A 17,879-nucleotide genomic window follows, 5' to 3' on the forward strand; every position below is an offset into this window, starting at 1 on the left:
ACGACCCGCGCGTTGACGTCGGATTCACACCGAACCCGCTATCTGCCTCGCCGATAATCTTGTCGATAACCCCGTGAAGTGCCTCCCATGACCACAGAAAAGCCCATCTTCGTCCTCCTCGTTGAAGACGAACCGTCCATCCGGGAGATCTCCGCGATGATCCTGGAGGATGCGGGCATGACCGTGCATACCGTCGCCAACGGCGACGAGGCGGAAAAGTGGCTGGAAACCGGCAAGGCCGACGTGCTCTTCACCGACGTGCGCATGCCCGGCAAGATTTCCGGGCAGGACCTCGCCACCCGGCATAGCGACATGAACGTGCTGGTGACATCCGGCGAGGCGAAGGAGCAGCACGGCTGGCTGCAGGCGAGCATGGCCTACCTGGCCAAGCCGTATGATCGCAAATCGCTGCTGGCGGCGGTGCGGGATATTGCCGCTTGAGCGGTTCCGCTGGCTGATCGAAGAGCATCGCCGCTGAAGCGGCTCCCACACAGAGCCAAGAGCCGGTCTCCTATGAGAGCCAACAGCCGGTCTCCTTTGGGAGCCAAGAGCCGGCCGCCTGTGGGAGCCAAGAGCCGGCCGCCTGTGAGAGCCAACAGCCGGCTCTGTGTGGGAGCCGCTTCAGCGGCGATGGGTGCTCGCCAGACCTGAACGACATGCCCGACGCCCGACGAACTACTTCCCCGGCCCCGCCCCCGCGGCAGACGCCTTCATCCCCCGCAGCCCCTCCATCCCGGCCTTCGACTTGGCGTCGTCCGGCTTCAACTTCAGGCACGCGCCGTACGCTTTACCGGCCTCGTCATACCGCTTCAACTGCACCAGGTCGAAGCCCTGGCCGCCATAGGCACGGCACAGGAAATCGTTCTTCTGCGCATCCGGCCATACATCCATCAGATCGATGTTGCGGATCGCCGCGCGGTAGAGCTTGAACGAGTCGTCGTAACGGCCCTCGCGCTGGTTCACATAGGCCAGCTCGCCCAGGTATTGCGAATCCTTCGGCGACAGTGCAAGCGCCTTGGCCAACTCGGTTTCGGCTTCCTTGTAACGACCCATGTCGCTATAGGCATACCCGCGCGCCCAATAGGCCATGGCCCAGGCCGGCCCGATGTTGATGACGCGCTTGCCGGTTCCGGGGTGCTTCTTGTCGCCGACGTCATGCCCGGAATAGGCCGAATAGGCGACGGTCAACGCCTGGCCGCGAGGGGAATAGATCTGGTCGTCGCTCTTCGCGTACTGTCGTTCGAGGCGGCTTGCGACATCCGACAGCGGACCATCGATCGCCGCCTGCGGCTTGCCGGCCTGGATCAGGGCGAGGCCGTCAGCCACTTCCTTGTCGTCGGAGTTCTGCTTGATCACTTTCTCCGACTGCGGCGTATCCCTCGGGGGCAGCGCCGCCGCGCACCCGGCAAGCGACACCACCACACAGGCGATCGCGGCGCGCTTCCATATCCTGGGCATGGCGGGAATCCTCATCGTTGATGGCGCGGAGCTTGCCACACGGAGGGTGAATCGTTGCTTGTCGGGCTCACCCGCGATCGATGATCCGGTTGATCTTGCCGTTGTCGAAACCGAACTCCGACGTGCCCTGCAACTCGACGATACTTCCCGCCCCCGGACCATCCGGAATGTCCTCCGCGATCTCGCCGTGGAAGTCGATGGTGGCGATCACGACGGTGCCTTCCTCGTGCATCTTCAGCAGCGTCTGCCGACGCGAGGCGAACAGGGCCGCGCCGACCCGGGCCAGCTTCTCCAGCTCGGCCTTGCCGTTCGTCGCCACGCTCAACTCGTCGCCGGTGTGGTGCTCGAAGCGGACGTCGTCCGTGACCAGGGCCAGCATGCGGTCGATGTCGAAGTGATTGTATGCGTCGATATAGGCGTCGATGAGGGCGTGGCGTGCGGCGTCGATCATGGTCGCGGGTCCCTGGTCAGTGATGGATCGTGGCATTCGCGGAAGAAGTCGATAAACACGCGCAACTTGCGCGGCACGTGAATACGGCTGGGATAGTACAGATGGAAGGCGCCGAACGTGGGCCAGAAATCTTCCAGCACGGGCAGGAGCCGGCCGCTGTCGAGATCCGGACGGACCAGCGCCTCGAAGTGGCAACCGATGCCGATACCCTGCCGGGCGCCTTCGATCAGCAGCTCGCCGTCGTTGCTGATCATCGATGGGGTGACCTCCACCTCGATCAGCCGGCCGTCCTGCGCGAAGTCCCAGCGCATCAGGCTGCGTTCCTGGTCCAGGCGAATACAGGCGCACCGGTGTGCGAGCAAGTCCGCCGGCGTCCGCGGCATGCCGTGCCGCCGCAGATACGCCGCCGAGGCGAAGGTCGCCAGACGGTGGGGCCCACCGATGGGCACCGCGACGACATCGTTGGCCAGGCTCTCGCCCAGGCGGAACCCCGCGTCGAAGCCGCCGGCGATCAGATCCTTGAAGCGGTTGTCACAGTGCAGCTCCACGACCACATCCGGATAGCTGTCCATGAATCGGCCCAGGTGAGGCATCACCACGAGGTCTGCGACGACCCGCGACAGGTTGATGCGCAGCACGCCGGCCGGTGCCTCGCGCGACTCGTCCACGGCGTCCAGCGCCTTGGCGATCGCGGTCAGGCCGGTCTGCGCCTCGTCCAGGAAACGGCGGCCGATCTCGGTCACGCCGACCCGCCGGGTGGTCCGGTCGAGCAGGCGGACGCCTAGCCGACTCTCCAGCGTACGGACAGTCTGCGACAGGGCCGAGGGCGAGACCCCCAGTTCGCGAGCCGCGCGGGTAAAGCTCTCGTGGTGGGCAACACGGGCGAACGCGGAGATCGCAGGGAGCAGGTCCGGCGGCATGGTCGCCTCCATTGTGAAGCCAGGCTTCAAAGCCTATGACCCGATCACCGATTTATCCATAGGCAATCGCAGGACTATCGTTTGCCGCATCCCTCCACGGAGTATCCCCATGAGCAAGCGCCTGAACGACTACATCACGCTCGGCCGCTCCGGCCTGCGCGTCAGCCCCGTCTCGCTGGGCACGATGACCTTCGGCGAAGAATGGGGCTGGGGTGCCGGCGAAGCCGAAGCGCGCACCATGCTCGATACCTACATGGAACGCGGCGGCAACTTCATCGACACCGCCAACTTCTATACCGGCGGCACCGCCGAAAGCTTGCTCGGCAAGTTCCTCGCCGGCCGTCGCGACCGCGCGGTGATCGCGACCAAGTACTCGCTGACGACCGATCCGAGCAACGTCAACGCGTCGGGCAATCATCGCCGCAACATGGTCCGCGCCGTGGAAGACAGCCTGCGCCGTCTCGATACCGACTACATCGATCTCTACTACCTGCACGTATGGGACGGCCTGGTGCCGGTCGACGAAATCATGCGCGCCTTCGACGACCTCGTTCGCAGCGGCAAGATCGTCTACGCCGGCATCTCCGACACGCCGGCCTGGCAGGTCGCACGCATGCAGACGCTGGCCGACCTCCGCGGCTGGGCGCCTCTCGTCGCCTTGCAGATCGAGCACAGCCTGATCGAACGCACGGTGGAACACGACCTGCTGCCGATGGCGCAGGAACTCGGCCTCGGCGTGCTCGCCTGGTCGCCCCTGGGCAGTGGCGTGCTCTCGGGCAAGTACAGCCGTGCCGACGTCGAAGCGCACAAAGGCAAGGACATGTTCGAAGGTGGCCGCGCCGCCGTCGCTTCCGGCATGGGCTCGCTGAGCGATCACAACCTCGATATCGTCGACGCGCTCAAGGTCGTCGCCGAAGACGTGGGTCACACGCCAGCGCAGACTGCCATCGCATGGCTGCTTGCCAGGCAGGCCCCTACGATCATCCCGATCCTCGGCGCCCGCACCGCGGCGCAGTTCGAAGAGAACCTCGCCGCGCTGGAGGTCACCTTCAACCCGGAGCAGCTACGCAAGCTCGACGAAGCCAGTGCCATCGACCCGATCTTCCCGCACTCGTTCCTGCCGCGCGTGCGTGACACGGTGCGCGGTGGCGCCAGCGTGACGCGACCGGCCTGACGCTGGCGGCCTGACGCGAGCGTACCCCCTGCTCTGTGTGGGAGCCGCTTCAGCGGCGATAGCCGAGACCTTCGCGCCCCCGATCGCCGATGAATCGGCTCCCACATATGAATCGGCTCCCACATATGAACCTGCCGCGCGTGCGTGACACGGTGCGCGGTGGCGCCAGCGTGACGAGAGCGGCCTGACGCGAGCGTGCCCTCTGCTCTGTGTGGGAGCCGCTTCAGCGGCGATAGCCGAGACCTTCGCGACCCCGATCGCCGATGAATCGGCTCCCACATATGAACCTGCCGCGCGTGCGTGACACGGTGCGCGGTGGCGCCAGCGTGACGCGAGCGTACCCCCTGCTCTGTGTGGGAGTCGCTTCAGCGGCGATAGCCGGGACCTTCGCGACCCCGATCGCCGATGAATCGGCTCCCACATATGAATCGGCTCCCACAGATGAATCGGCTCTCACAGACGAATCGGTTCGCACATAAAGACACGCAGTGAAGTCACACTCAGTCCGCCAGTAACGAAACCCGGAAGACGCCGGCTGCCGATACCTCCCGCCCGATACCACCCGTCCGGGTGTCCGCGGCACACGTCCGCGGACACGTCGACGACGATGCGATACGGGCCTGCTCCAACATCCGCCCGTTGGCCCGTCGCTTGCAGTCCCGCTCCCGTCCACGAGGAGCGGCTATGGCAGGCATATCGAAGCGGGTCTGGGTTTTCGTCATGGCAACGTGCGGCGTCGTGCCGCTCGTCCGCGCGACCGAACCACCGCCCGTGCATTACGAGATCGGGCTGGACGTTAGCCAGGGCGAAGCCGAGGCCATCACCGTGCGCGCCACGGTGCGCACCGGCGACGATGGCATCGTGGACTTCGATCCACCGTCGCAACGCCCCGCCGAGGTGCATGCCGAGGGCGGCACGCTCGATACCTCCACCGACAAGCGCTGGCGCGTGAGCGGCGTCCCCGGCGCCGGGGTCGTACTCAGCTGGCGCAGCCCCAAGCCAACCCCGCTGCCCACGGTCAGCTTGTCCGCGTGGCAGAGCGTCGTGGCGCAGCCCGGCAAGGTCTTCGCGTTCGACGGCGTCTTCCTGGCCATTCCGAAGGGTGCGCCCACTCGCCGTGTCACGACGACGGTATCGCTCCCCACGGGCTGGCATGGCGCGAGCGGAGCAGGCAACCGCTCGACCACCGTCGAAGAGCTGCCGTCCCTATCGTTCATCGCAGCCCGCGATCTCTATAGCGTGACCCGGCCGATCGGCGGCACGCACACCCTCCACGTCGCGGCGACCGGTGCGCGGACCCAGGACGTCGACAGAATCGCCACCGTCCTCGCCACCGCCCTGGGCACCCAGCCGAAGGACGTGACCCTCAACCTGCTAATCGTGAACGCTGGCGAAGGCAGCGGGTACACCACGGCGGGGTGCGCCGCCGCGCTGCTGCTCCCGCGATACGAACCATCGCACCCCTGGCTGTTCGGGCTCGTGGGATACCTGATCGGCGCCGACGACGCGCCAGGAAAGGCGAGCAACGCGTGGTTCAGCCGAGGCGTCACCGGCTACCGTGTCGCCATGGCCTTTCGCGCCAATGGCATCTTCGATAACACCTCGCTGGCTCGCCACATCGACCAGACGCTCGATGCCTATGGCGGATCGCCGCTGCGACGTGCGCCCAATGCGCGCATCGCAGAAGATTACGATCGTATCCGCGAGATGCATGACCTGCCGGCGGCCCGCGGTGAACTCTTCGCGTGGTTGATCGATGCCCGGCTGCGCGAGGCAACGCGGGGGCGGAAGCGCCTGACGGATGCGCTGAAGCGGGTGGACAGCGCAAGCCCCGACCCCGGTCCCGCCCTCATCGCCGCCGTGGCCGCCGAGGGCGGCGGCGATATCACAGCGCTCTACCAGCGCTACATCGTGGACGGCCAGTTGCTGCAGCTGCCGGCCGATACCCTGGGCCCGGATTTCAGCATCGGCACCGTCGCCTACGACTATGGCTGGCAAATCCAGCATGTCTTCGCCAAGCCGCTCGCGGACAACGCGCAGCCTCTCGCCTTGCCGTAAGGCGGCCACCCCCGTATGTTCCGTTCTTCCGTCCCGACCGAGCCACCGCCGATGTCGCATCCGCAGGAATCGCCACCCGAACAGCATCTCAGGCGCAGCCTGTCCAACCGGCACCTGCAGTTGATCGCGATCGGTGGCGCCATCGGCACCGGCCTGTTCATGGGCTCGGGCAAGACGATCAGCCTCGCCGGGCCGTCCATCCTGTTCGTGTACCTGATCATCGGCGTGATGCTGTTTTTCGTCATGCGCGCGATGGGCGAGCTGCTGCTCTCCAACCTCGACTACAAGTCGTTCATCGACTTTTCCACCGACCTGCTCGGACCCTGGGCCGGCTTCTTCTGCGGCTGGACCTACTGGTTCTGCTGGATCATCACCGCGATTGCGGACGTGATCGCCATATCGTCGTACGCGCAGTTCTGGTTTCCCGGTCTCGCGCCATGGATACCCGCCCTGCTCTGCGTGATCCTGCTGCTGGTGCTCAACCTCACCACGGTCAAACTCTTCGGCGAGCTGGAGTTCTGGTTCGCGCTGATCAAGATCGTCGCCATCTGCGCGCTCATCGTCACCGGCTTCGGCATGGTGGCCTGGAGCTTCCATTCGCCGAACGGCCACGTCGCCTCGCTGAGCAATCTGTGGAGCGACGGCGGCATGTTCCCCAAGGGCATCGGCGGCTTCTTCGCCGGCTTCCAGATCGCCGTGTTCGCCTTCGTCGGTATCGAGCTGGTCGGCACCACGGCCGCCGAGACGGCCGATCCGGAGCGCAACCTGCCCAAGGCGATCAACTCGATCCCCGTGCGCATCATCCTGTTCTACGTGCTGGCCCTGGTCGTCATCATGTCGGTGACACCGTGGCGCGAAGTGCTGCCGGGCAAGAGCCCGTTCGTCGAACTGTTCGTGCTGGCCGGCATCCCCGCCGCCGCGAGCCTGATCAACTTCGTCGTGCTCACCTCGGCCACCTCGTCCGCGAACAGCGGCATCTTCTCCACCAGCCGCATGCTTTACGGCCTGGCCGAGGAAGACCATGCCCCGTCGGCGTTCAAGCGTCTGTCGAAGGCGGCGGTACCGTCGCGCGGCCTGCTGTTCTCGTGCATCTGCCTGCTCGGCGGCGCCACGCTGGTCTATGTGATTCCCGACCTCGTCACCGCGTTCACCCTGGTCACGACGCTGGCGGCGATCCTCTTCATGTTCGTCTGGTCGCTGATCCTGGCGGCATACATCGCGTACCGCCGTCACCGTCCCGAGCTGCATGCCGTGTCCAGCTACAAGATGCCCGGCGGCGTCTTCATGTGCTGGGCATGCCTGGTGTTCTTCGCCTTCGTGCTGGTGTTGCTGGCCCTGGAAGACGACACCCGCAAGGCGCTGATCGCGAGCCCGGTCTGGTTTGCGATTCTCGGCATCGCCTACGCCCTGCGCCGTCGCAAGGCCTGAGCGCGCGGGGCGCGTCTTGTGTGGGATGTGGGATGTGGGATGGGATGTGGACTGGGATGAGGAATGTGGGAGCCGGCTGTGCCGGCGATCCCGCGGCAGCGGGCGGCGTTACCGCTTGCACCCGATCGCCGCTGAAGCGGCTCCCACATGAGCGATGCGGGATGGGATGGAATGGGATGTGGAATGGAATGTGGGAGCCGGCTGTGCCGGCGATCCCGCGGCAGCGGGCAGCGTTATCGCTTGCACCCGATCGCCGCTGAAGCGGCTCCCACATGAGCGATGCGGGATGGGATGGGATGTGGGATGGGATCTGGGATGTGGGAGCCGGCTGTGCCGGCGATCCCGCGGCAGCGGGCCAGATTGAGGCAAGCACCCATTCGCCGATGAAGCGGCTCCTACACCCGTCAGGGGGCGGTTAGCACTGCGCCCTGCGCCAACGCGGCGCTGACGAAGGCTTCCGGATCGTCCGGCGACAGCACCAGCTTGCTGCCGCCGGCCAGGTACACCACCACGCCGTGCTCGCGATTGCGAGCGTAGCTGCGGACAAAGCCAAGGCGGCGCGAGTAGAACAGCCCGTCGAAAGCGAAGAAGCCGCCGTTGCCGAACACGCGCACCATGCCCTGGAAGGCCTGCGCATCGCGACCCACCGATGCGCCGCGCAGCTCGAACGTCTTGCTGCCCACCACCTTGCGAACGACGAGCTTGCCGCCGCCGATCGCGTACTCGCGCGTGGAAACCAGGTAGGTCACCAGCAGGATCAGGACCAGCACGCCGGCGAGCGGCGGACCGACCGAGCGGCCCGCATCGTGGCCGAGCAGGATGCTCAAGGCGACGACGAGGATCGCCACCGTGGTCAGTGCCAGCCAGCGAACCGTCGCGGACATGCTCGTGGAAAACGTCGTCATGGAAGAACCTCGTTCAGTGCGACTCGGGCGGCGGCGCCGGCACGGGTGCCGACAGCAACAGGCTACCGCGCACCACGTTCACATAGGCGGAGGCGACCGGCTCGAGCTTGCCGTCCTTCAAGCGCCACGCCGAGACCATCCAGTCGTCGTTGGCGCGCCAGCCCACGTGGCCATGGCCGATGTAGCCGACCAGCGTCTCGCCGCGGAACGTCAAGGGAAACAGCGTGGCCTCGACGTCGTAGCCCGTCATCGAACCGGCCGCGAGGTTGTCGCTACCGAAGTCCGGCAGGGTTGGCGCGTCGCCCTTCGCGGCGATGCCACCCGGCGCCTTCGCGCGGGCAACCGCCGCGTCATAGGCGGTCTTCTCGCTGCCCTTCAGGGCACGGTCCAGCGTGCCGCCCTGCGGGTTGCGGTCGTATTTGGCCACGTAAGTCATCGCCACCGTACCGAATTCGTCGCAAGGCGACTGCTTCGGCGCACACGCCGCGCCATCCAGCTTCAACGCGTGGTCGAAGCGCAGGATCAAGTCCTCCGCCGGCCCGAAACCCTTGCCCGCCCAGCGACTGGCTTCGATGGACTGCTGGTCGGCGTCGCCGGTATCGACGTTCACCGCGGCGTAGTCGTCGCCGAGCTTGGCGACGAGGTGATTCGTCATGCAGTCGTCGCCCCAAACCGGCGGCCCGTCGATCGCGACCGCTTTCTTTCCATCGATGCGGTACGGCGCCTCGGAAAGGCAATGCGCCGTGCCGCCCATCGAGTACGCCGAGCTGAAGGGCGAGCCGGCGAGCACCCGGTCGGTCAGGTTGTCGTCGAGGCCGGCGAGGGCCTTCTTCAGCGCCGCATCCGGCTGATACGGCAACGCCGAGATGTCTTTCATCTCCACCTCCTTGGCGAGGACGATCGGCGCGCCCTGCGCTTTCAGGTCGTTGAGTATGTCGCGGGAGCCGGAGGGGAGCTTCGGCAAGGCATCGGACACGACGGCCAGTGGCGCCTTCGGCTTTCCGGCGTCCAGTCCCGCCAGGAACGCGATGCGCCGCTCGTACTGCCCGGCCATCAGGTCGACCAGCTCCTTGCCGAGGCCGCCGCTGATGTATGTCCACGCGGTGTCGTCGCGGCTGGCCAGCCAGTGACGCTGGTCGAGCTTGAGGGCGTCGGCCTTGTCGGGGTGGTTCTTGAGTGCCGTACGGAAGGCATCGCCCAGCTTGCCGTCCAGCGCGGAGACCTTGGGCGACGCACAGACCGCCTTCTCGCTCGGCGTGCCCGCCTTCGCGCAATCGAAGCTGGCGGCGTGGGCCATCAGCGGCGCGGCAAGCAGCAGCGCCGCGCTGGCGACTCGTAAATTCTTGAACACAGGCGGTCCTTCGTCTTGCCGGAGGATGGCGGCAGTGCCTGCATCTTGAACAAAAGGCGGGTTGGCGCCAAGGGCTCGGCCGGTTGGCGACAGAGCCGAATGCCGACCCGCCGCGCTCGGCAATAGCGGGTAGTTGTAGGAATCGGCCTACAGGAATCCACAGAAAAACCCGCTATATTCCCGTCGGTCCAATCGACGTGGCCGGGGGGCCGCGTCGTCTTCGGAACAATGGGGGAAATCATGGAAGTCCTGCCCGGCGCCCATGTGCGCCGTTCGATGTCTTACCCGCTGGAGCCGCGCCGATGAGGCCCGGCATGAAGTCCGTTCGCCATCGTCACGACGATGCGCTCAGCCGGGTCACCTGGGGCGCTTTCGAGCACCTCGTGGCCGAGCACTTTCGTCGACAGGGCTATCGGGTCGAGCACACCGGCACGGGCGACGGTTCGACCCTTGCCGGCGGCGGCATCGATCTCAAGCTCACCCGCGACCAGGAACTCGTCGTCGTCCAGTGCAAACACTGGAATTCCTTCCAGGTCCCGCACGACGACGTGCACCAACTCATCGGCGTGATGCATACCGTCGGTGCGACCGGCGCCATCGTCATCAGCTCGGGTGAATTCACCACCGTGGCCATCGAGGCGGCGGCGAAGTTCCGGCATATCAAGCTGATCGACGGCAAAACCATCCGCGCGATGCTTGGACCGGTTCCCGAGCCGATGGACGACGCGCCGGCCTTCGCGGAGATCGCCGCCTGGGCCGGAACGGCACGTCCGGCTGTCCGCCATGCGAATACCCGCCAGGCCAGGATCGATCGGGCTTCGGCCATCGCCGCCGTCGCCGCCGTCCTGGTGATGTCCGGCGCGCTGGTCGTGCTCTACACCTTCTATATTCGTGAGATCCAGCAGGCACAGATGGCGAAGCTGCTCGAGACCCGTCAACCCACGGTCTCCCCACCACAGACAGCGGCATCGCTTCCCTCTGTCCTTCCCGGCCTGACGAGCGCCATGAGGGCGTCGATAGAAACGGCGCGAGCACATCCGGTTGTCGTTCATGGCACACCGGTAGCGCGCGACGTCGTCGCCGAGTGGAACGATAAGCCTCCTGTCACCGCCACGATCAAAGACCAGTAAGACAGACCCACAATGGGATACAAGAAGGTCAAGTTCCGCCACGACGATGCACTGGCCAACATGCCGTGGGATGAGTTCGAACGGCTGATGGCGAGGCATTACGCGGTGCGGGGCTATCGTGTCGATCATTCGGGGACGGGCGCGAAAGCATCACGATTCAAGTTCGACGGTGGGATCGACCTCAAGCTGTTTCGCGATGACGAATACATCGTCGTGCAGTGCAAGCGGGAGAACGTCTTCCAGGTCACGCACAACGTCGTTCACCAGCTGATCGGCGTTATGCAAACCCAACGCGCAACACGCGCGATCGTCGTCAACACCGGTGAGTTCAGCGCCGCCGCAATGGAGGCGGCAGCGAAGTTCCCGCAGATCCAATTGATCGATGGCCTCGAGCTGAGGCGCATGCTTGCGGAAACAGGCGACTTGCCGACGACGTATGCCGCCGATGAAGCGCTTTCATCCATGGCCGGCAGAAAGCCATCGAATCCATCGTGGAGCCGACGCAAGCGGACACCCGTCCCATCGATCGTCGCGGCGGTACTGGCGATCGGAGTAATCCTGGCCGGGTATTACGTCGTCATTCCGTCGGTTTTCACGAACATGGCGTCTTCTGTCGTTCATACCCCACGGCAAACCTCTATTCCGCGTCCGGTACCCGCGCCCACCGTGATGCGTGCGACGCCGCCCGTAGCCTTACCCTCAAGCAATCTGCCGGGCAGCGCAATAGCGGGCCCTGCCTCGGCGCCGCCACCGGCGATTACAAGGCTCAGCAAGAAAGAAGCCGAAGAGTGGGACAGGAAGAACGCAGAATCGATGCGTATCCTCGAGAAGACGACGCCGACGCTGCCTTGATAGGCGAGGCCCCTACCCTTCCGGGGCAAACCGAACACGTGCCCGCGCGACCGCCTCGTGGTTGGCGGCGGCGATCTGCCGGAATGCCTCGCTGACCTCGGCATGCTCAGCCACGCGCTTCCAGTAGATCTCGGCCCACGCGGCAGCCGTCGTCCAGAACGGCAAATCGGACGGCGTCGGTGCAGGCGGCTGGAACTGACGCGCCACCAGTTCACCGCTGCTGGCAGGCCGATACAACATCGGCAGCATGTCGTTAACGCCGAGACGACCTAAAGTCGGCGCCGTTTGCCCAGCATCTCGGCCGCCTTCAACGAATCCATGTCCCGATTGATCGTCGCAACCGCGATCACCTGCCCGTCTTTTTCGTAGCGCACCTCGGCGTCCTTATCCGCCACGGAGCCCTCCTCACGAATCGCATCCCAGTCCTCGGCATGGCCGACATAACGGATGGTCGTGTCGTAATGCACGCTCCAGAAGAACGGCGGTTCTTCGAACGGGTCGTCGATGTCGAGCATGCCGGCGGCGGCGACTTGTCCGTGACGTTCGGCCAGCACCCAGTGCTCGACACGGGCAGGCTCGCCGTGGGCACCGGGGTAGCGGGCAATGTCGCCCGTGGCAAAGATATTCGGGTCGGACGAGCGCATCGACGCGTCGACGACCACGCCGCGGTCGATCGTCACGCCCGCGGCTTCCGCCAGCTCGAGCCGAGGCTTCACACCGATGCCGAGCACCACGCGGGTCGCCCGGACCGACGTCCCATCGTCGAGTTGCACCGCGCCGTCCACGTAACCTTCGGCGCGACGGCCCAGATGGAAGACCACGCCGTTGGCTTCATGCAAGGCCTTGATCATCGTCCCGATCGACGGCCCGAACTTGCTCCGCAACGGAATCAGTTCGGGCCCGATCACATGCACCCGCGCACCACGATGGCGCAGCGAAGCCGCCGCTTCCAGTCCGATGAAGCTGCTGCCGATCACGGCGACTACATCCTCGGCGGTGACATCGGCAATCACACGCTCGGCGTCCTTCATGCTGCGCAGCGTGTGCACGTGAGGCGATGCGAACCCGGGCACCGACGGACGAATCGGCTCGGCACCTGTCGCCAGCAGCAGTTTGTCGTAGGCAAGCGTGTCGCCCGACGCCAGGGTGATCGTCCGTGCGGCGGCATCGACGGTGCGTACCACGGTACCCAGCCGCAACACGATGTTCAGCTCCTTGTAGAAGGCGTCATCCTTCAACGGCATCCACGCCGGGTCGGCGGTGCCTGCGAGATAGTCTTTCGACACGTTGGGCCGATCGTATGGCGCATCCGCGTCGGAACTGATCATCGTGATGCCGCCGGCGAACCCGTGCTCGCGCAACCGCTGCGCCGCCGCGAAGCCCGACGCACCACCACCGACGATGACGAAATGTTTGTCCGCCATCCGTGTCGCGGGCGTCGGCGCCTCGTCCGCCATGGCCTCGCGAATGAACACCTTGCCGCCTTGCTCTTCCACCTTCCAGCGTGCCACGGGGGAGAGTGCCGGCGCCTTGAGCGCGCGCCCGGTCTTCAGGTCGAAACAGGCGTGGTGCCAGGGACAACTGATCGTGTCGCCTACGCGCAGGCCTTCACGTAGCGGGCCGCTGTAATGGCTGCATGCCCCGCCCAATGCGACGATGCCTTCGCTGGTGCGGGCGACGATGATCGCCTCGCCGTTCACGTGGCCGGCGACGACGCCGTCCTGCGGAATCGTGGAAGCGTAAACGCCCTGGCTGAAATCGGGGCCAACAGGTGTGTCATCGGAGTCGGTGGACATGGCAGGTTCCCGTGCTGGCGAAGGCTAGCTATCGAATGTAGGTGGCAAATGTGACCGTGGCTAGGCGGTTCCATGCCCATGGGGTGATGAGTGGACAGCATCCATCGGCCGTACGTTCCATGCGTTACGCAATTCCGGAAGAAGTTGACGATTTCGTGAAGATGCGCGGAATGAGACCCCGTCGCTTGGCTTTTGAGTCCGCGTTGGGCAAGCTGCGAGGTCGTAAGAAACCTCGACGAAACGCACGATCAGGAGTTACACGATGAGAATGGTCCAAACGCTCGCCATCACCTTCGCCCTTCTCGTCACCGGCAGCAGCGCGCTCGCCGCCGACAGCACCAGCCAGGTGATCAAGCGCCAGGCGCCCAAGGGCATCACCGCTGCGTTCTATGCCTGCGTCGACAAGGCCGGTTCCGATGCCACGGCACAAGGGGCCTGCCTCGGCACCGAAAAGAAGGTGCAGGACACCCGCCTCAACACGACGTACAAGGCGCTCACGGCCAAGCTCACCGGCAAGGCCAAGGACAACCTCCTTCTCTCCGAGCGCGCCTGGCTCGAGTACCACAACAAGAACGGCGACTTCGAAGCCGCTCTCTATGGCGACGAGCCGGTCGCCGATCTTCAGGTCACCCAGAACGACATCTTCCGCCTCGCCGAGCGAGCGGACGCCCTGGAAAAGTACCTCACGATCGCGAACGACCAATAACCCGACGCCTCACGGAGAGAAGTCATGGCTGGTATCGACACACACGATGTGAACTCACTCGCAGGCGCCACTTATTTCGTGGTGGGCCGCGGCACCGAAGGCGGTCCGTCTTCGTACCACCTGTCCATCACCGGCGTAACATCCGGCACCTCGGACCCGAACTGGGGCCACGCGAACAAGATCATCGCGGACAGCGGCTACTCGCTCGGCACCATCCAGGTGGACCTCGGCAAGCGTGGCACCTGGGCGCTCGGCGCCACCGATGGCGCGGCGCTCAAGCCCGGTGAAACCACCTACGTCGACGGCATCATCGACCAGTCGTCGAAGTACGCGAAGGACCATGGTCTCGCGTACACGAACGACACGGCCAAGCTGCGCGCCAACCTGCTCACGCACGGCAATGGCGAGCACGGCCGGACGACGCTCAACTTCATCGACAAGGACACCCGCGACGGCATCAACGCGTGGGCTGGCTCCCAGGAAGGCCAGCAGTGGATCCACAAGAACATCGACTACCCGCAGATCAAGAACGCGACGCAGTCGGCCATGGATACGCTGGACAAGTACGGCAAGAACATCCCGGAAGATCGTCGCCTGGAGACCGTCGCCATCCTTGCGAAAACGGAAAACCAGATTCCGTCGCAGATGAAGAAGTTCGAGAAGGTGTTGCAGGACGGCGGCAACTACGACGACGTCCTCGCCAAGGCCAACCAGATCAAGGAAACCTACTCGTACTACGACGGCCCGAAAGCCGCCGCCCTGGCCGAGCAGTACAAGAACGCATACAAGGACCCGGCCAAGGCTGCCGCGCTCGACCGCGCCAGCACCAAGGTCGGCGATGCCAACTTCGATCCGTCCAAGGCCGGCAACGACCCGGACGTCAAGGAAGCATTGAAGGCGATCGGCCAGGGTGGCCGCGCGCATGCGGCGGCAGGTCACGGCTCGCTGAAAGACGGCTCACACGGTGAGAAGGTCACTACCCTGCAGACCGACCTCGCCAAGCTTGGCTTTACCGATGCCCACGGTCGGGCACTGCATCCGGATGGCGACTTCGGTCCGGGTACCAAGGCAGCCGTGGAGAAGTTCCAGCGCGCACACGGCCTGACCGCCGATGGCGTTGCCGGACCGAAGACGCTGGAAGCCGTGCAGAAGGCGGCGCATCCGCCGCAGGCCAGCCTTGCGGACGCGGGTCATCCGGGCAACGCGATCTATAAGCAGGCGCTGGAGGGCGTAAAGGCCATCGATGCGAAGCATGGACGAACGCCGGACCACCTTTCCAACAACTTCGCGGCGTCACTTGCCACAGAAGCCAGGAACGCAGGCCTCACCAAGATCGACCACGTCGTGATGAGTGACGACGGCAAGCGGGCTTATGCGATGCAGGGCGAGTCTAGCTCGCCGTTCAAGCGTGTGGCCGAGGTGGACGTCGCCCAATCGGTGGCAAAGCCGATCGAGCAGAGCAGTGCGGAGTACGCGAAGGTGGATCAGCAGCAGGCGGTGCCGCAACCGCAGGTCCCACAGCCGCAGCAGACGCAGCAGACGCAGCAGCCAAGCATGCACCCGTAAAGCGTGCGGTCAGGGCGGCTGAACGGCCGCCCTGCCGACCGACGCCCGCCCCTGCCGCATGAGGGCAGGAGAAGGCGATTCCGTCGGTTGATGCGAAGGCATCCAATGCTCGATGTCCTTCCCCCGTAGGTCCACGAGATCATGTTTGTCGCCACGCGACGCTGCCGCAGTAGCGACCGCGACATAGAATAATTCTGAAAATTCATGAAACATGCCGAATTTCAACGGCACGTTATTGTTGCCAAATAGAGGAACTGCAAGGATGCATGCGGCGTTCGCAATGGACGCAGCTTCCCCTCGAATGGAGTTCCCATGAACAAACTATCCGTATTTTTCGTCGCCTCGACCGCCGCGTTCGCGCTTGCCGGTTGTGCCACGCCTTTCGATCACAAGACCGGCACGTACGTCGCACCGGAAACGATCGCAGGCTTCAAGAAGGGGACGACCACGCGTGAGGACGTTGTCGCCGCGCTGGGCCAGCCGCCCGAGAAGAAGGAGGTCATGGGCAAGGAGGTCTGGACCTATCCCTACATGAATCTTCCCGCGAACCCGTATGCGAAGAAGACGCAGGAAACGACCGTGGTCGAGTTCGATCGCAACGGCAAGCTCACCAGCGCGTACAAGGCAGGCGCGGTCCCGGGAAAGAGCGGCAATCCTATGCTCGATGCCGTAGGCATGTAGTTTCCGCGCGCGTTACTTCTCTTCGAATCGCGGCAACAGACAGCTCACCTGTCGGCGGAAGTCGACGAACAGGCTGACGTCCTGCAGCGCGCCCTCGCCGAATAAGAACTTATAGGGCAGCGATATATCCTCGATAGCCGCATACGTCAGTTGGTAACTCTTGCCCGCCATCTCGACCTGGGACGTCAGGCGGGCAAACCGCACCGGCTGGCTGCCGTGGCTGGCGTCGCGGAGGCGAAACTGTCCACCACGCTGCAGCGGACCCTGCGTGCTTGGCTGGATGGCGGTGAGGTAGAAGCTGCTGCCGCTATCGAAGGGAACATTCTGAAGCGTGCCATCGATGCGCACCTGCTCGAGGACCTTGGGCGGGGCACCCCAGAACGTGGTGCCCAGCAGAAGCGGCGTATCGCAGCCGGGCGCGGTGGCACCAGCACCGTAGACCAGCAGGGCATCCCGCTTGAGCTGGAAGGTTCCCAGCCGCTGCAGGACATCCATGCCGAGGAGGTCTCGATCCTGCGCGACGATGGACACCGGCAGGTTCTCGACAACCAGGTTACCCAGGGTCAGCTTCTCGACGAAACCGAGTTTCTTGTCGGAGCTGCCGCCGAGCGCGCCGCGTATGCCGCCGTCTTTCTCGAGCAGCACTTTGACACCGAGCTTCCTGGCCGTGTCTTCGCTGAGGATGGTGTAAGCACCCGTGTCCAGCACCATCTGCTGCGCCTGACCGTTGATGGTCACGTCGATATGGGTCGAACGCCTGGGGTTCTTACCAAGAGGAATGCTGGTGATCCCCGCCGGCACGCTTACCGTGGTGGGAGGGAGGCTCTTGTACAAAGGCGCCTGTGTGACGTCGGGATTGCCGAGCACGTCGGCGGGCAGCGCGGCCTTGTAGCGCTCGGCGATGCGCTCCTCTTCGATCGAGGAGGCCTGGCGATCGCCCATCAAGCGCACATTGGCCGCGGCGAAGCGGGCGCAATAATGCGCCACGAACGGGTCGGACGCTTCCAGGCTGGTCTCGCAGGTCCGCGCAATCTTGCTCGACTGCTCGAAGTTACCGTGGATGCGCTCGATAGCCATCGCCGCGAGGGCGTGCTCGACCGGGTCCTTGCTCTGGTACCGGGTGGTCAGGCCATCGAGGTCCGCAACCACCAGCGCGTGGTTGAGCGAAAGAATGAGTGCCTGGCGGGCTGGAAGGGTGGTCGAGCCATCGGCGGCCAGGGCCGGCGACAGGGTCGCGTACAGCGGTATCGCGAGGGCGAGCAAAGTCCGTTTGACCACGATGTGACTCCATGCCAGGTGGCGCGTAGTTTGGGCTTCACGTCATGTCTTTTGCAAGGCGGCCGCGCGACGCAACGGTGACAGTACACGAGCTCGGTCGATGCTCTGTTGTAGGAGCCGATGCA

The 17,879-nt window shown here is 64.9% G+C and carries 17 protein-coding genes; 9 read left to right on the top strand and 8 right to left on the bottom strand.

Annotated elements, in window-relative coordinates:
- Positions 1–87 precede the first annotated feature (87 nt).
- Positions 88–441, top strand: a complete 354-nt coding sequence (locus VM621_RS12380) for a response regulator (protein WP_325469269.1) — start codon at positions 88–90, stop codon at positions 439–441.
- A 234-nt stretch (positions 442–675) separates the two neighbouring features.
- Here VM621_RS12380 and VM621_RS12385 read toward each other — a convergent pair whose 3' ends face one another.
- The 3 genes from VM621_RS12385 to VM621_RS12395 form a co-directional block, all read right to left on the bottom strand.
- Positions 676–1,458, bottom strand: coding sequence for a tetratricopeptide repeat protein (locus tag VM621_RS12385; protein WP_325469270.1), 783 nt, complete (start codon positions 1,456–1,458; stop codon positions 676–678).
- A 67-nt stretch (positions 1,459–1,525) separates the two neighbouring features.
- The gene (locus tag VM621_RS12390) at positions 1,526–1,909 is read right to left on the bottom strand and encodes a nuclear transport factor 2 family protein (protein ID WP_325469271.1); all 384 of its coding nucleotides are present in this window, start codon (positions 1,907–1,909) and stop codon (positions 1,526–1,528) included.
- On the bottom strand, positions 1,906–2,829 hold the full coding sequence (locus VM621_RS12395) for a LysR family transcriptional regulator (protein ID WP_325469272.1): 924 nt from the start codon (positions 2,827–2,829) through the stop codon (positions 1,906–1,908). Before VM621_RS12395 ends, VM621_RS12390 begins: the two co-directional genes overlap by 4 nt.
- A gap of 103 nt (positions 2,830–2,932) precedes the next feature.
- Here VM621_RS12395 and VM621_RS12400 point away from each other — a divergent pair, with 103 nt between their 5' ends.
- The 3 genes from VM621_RS12400 (at position 2,933) to cycA (ending at position 7,489) form a co-directional block, all read left to right on the top strand.
- The gene (locus VM621_RS12400; protein ID WP_325469354.1) at positions 2,933–4,003 is read left to right on the top strand and encodes an aldo/keto reductase; all 1,071 of its coding nucleotides are present in this window, start codon (positions 2,933–2,935) and stop codon (positions 4,001–4,003) included.
- A 684-nt stretch (positions 4,004–4,687) separates the two neighbouring features.
- Positions 4,688–6,061, top strand: a complete 1,374-nt coding sequence (locus VM621_RS12405) for a hypothetical protein (RefSeq protein WP_325469273.1) — start codon at positions 4,688–4,690, stop codon at positions 6,059–6,061.
- A gap of 51 nt (positions 6,062–6,112) precedes the next feature.
- Positions 6,113–7,489, top strand: coding sequence for a D-serine/D-alanine/glycine transporter (gene cycA / locus VM621_RS12410; RefSeq protein ID WP_325469355.1), 1,377 nt, complete (start codon positions 6,113–6,115; stop codon positions 7,487–7,489).
- 404 nt (positions 7,490–7,893) lie between these two features.
- Here the strand turns inward: cycA and VM621_RS12415 are convergent, their stop codons facing one another.
- Both VM621_RS12415 and VM621_RS12420 read right to left on the bottom strand, forming a co-directional pair.
- Complete coding sequence (locus VM621_RS12415; protein WP_325469274.1) at positions 7,894–8,394, bottom strand: PH domain-containing protein; 501 nt, start codon at positions 8,392–8,394, stop codon at positions 7,894–7,896.
- A gap of 13 nt (positions 8,395–8,407) precedes the next feature.
- Positions 8,408–9,745: a lysozyme inhibitor LprI family protein gene (locus VM621_RS12420; RefSeq protein WP_325469275.1), complete on the bottom strand. Its 1,338-nt coding sequence runs from the start codon at positions 9,743–9,745 to the stop codon at positions 8,408–8,410.
- A 314-nt stretch (positions 9,746–10,059) separates the two neighbouring features.
- On the opposite strand from VM621_RS12420, the gene VM621_RS12425 reads away from it, so the two are divergent.
- Positions 10,060–10,875 (top strand): restriction endonuclease, encoded by an 816-nt coding sequence (locus VM621_RS12425; RefSeq protein WP_325469276.1) that lies wholly within the window; start codon positions 10,060–10,062, stop codon positions 10,873–10,875.
- A gap of 12 nt (positions 10,876–10,887) precedes the next feature.
- Positions 10,888–11,727, top strand: coding sequence for a restriction endonuclease (locus VM621_RS12430; protein WP_325469277.1), 840 nt, complete (start codon positions 10,888–10,890; stop codon positions 11,725–11,727).
- Positions 11,728–11,739: 12 nt separating this feature from the next.
- On the opposite strand, the gene VM621_RS12435 is transcribed toward VM621_RS12430, so the two are convergent.
- Together VM621_RS12435 and VM621_RS12440 are read right to left on the bottom strand one after the other, a co-directional pair.
- A complete protein-coding gene (locus VM621_RS12435) occupies positions 11,740–11,976 on the bottom strand; it encodes a hypothetical protein (protein ID WP_325469278.1) in 237 nt (78 codons plus the stop codon).
- 20 nt (positions 11,977–11,996) lie between these two features.
- Positions 11,997–13,523: an FAD-dependent oxidoreductase gene (locus VM621_RS12440; protein ID WP_325469279.1), complete on the bottom strand. Its 1,527-nt coding sequence runs from the start codon at positions 13,521–13,523 to the stop codon at positions 11,997–11,999.
- Positions 13,524–13,785: 262 nt separating this feature from the next.
- On the opposite strand from VM621_RS12440, the gene VM621_RS12445 reads away from it, so the two are divergent.
- The 3 genes from VM621_RS12445 to VM621_RS12455 all read left to right on the top strand — a co-directional run bounded on the left by VM621_RS12445 (position 13,786) and on the right by VM621_RS12455 (position 16,476).
- A complete protein-coding gene (locus VM621_RS12445; RefSeq protein ID WP_325469280.1) occupies positions 13,786–14,229 on the top strand; it encodes a lysozyme inhibitor LprI family protein in 444 nt (147 codons plus the stop codon).
- A 24-nt stretch (positions 14,230–14,253) separates the two neighbouring features.
- Positions 14,254–15,795, top strand: coding sequence for a peptidoglycan-binding domain-containing protein (locus VM621_RS12450; protein ID WP_325469281.1), 1,542 nt, complete (start codon positions 14,254–14,256; stop codon positions 15,793–15,795).
- A gap of 312 nt (positions 15,796–16,107) precedes the next feature.
- Positions 16,108–16,476: an outer membrane protein assembly factor BamE gene (locus VM621_RS12455; protein WP_325469282.1), complete on the top strand. Its 369-nt coding sequence runs from the start codon at positions 16,108–16,110 to the stop codon at positions 16,474–16,476.
- A gap of 12 nt (positions 16,477–16,488) precedes the next feature.
- Here the strand turns inward: VM621_RS12455 and VM621_RS12460 are convergent, their stop codons facing one another.
- Positions 16,489–17,754 (bottom strand): retropepsin-like aspartic protease, encoded by a 1,266-nt coding sequence (locus tag VM621_RS12460; RefSeq protein ID WP_325469283.1) that lies wholly within the window; start codon positions 17,752–17,754, stop codon positions 16,489–16,491.
- Positions 17,755–17,879 lie beyond the last annotated feature (125 nt).

Source organism: Luteibacter sp. (assembly GCF_035539195.1).
Classification (GTDB): Bacteria; Pseudomonadota; Gammaproteobacteria; order Xanthomonadales; family Rhodanobacteraceae; genus Luteibacter.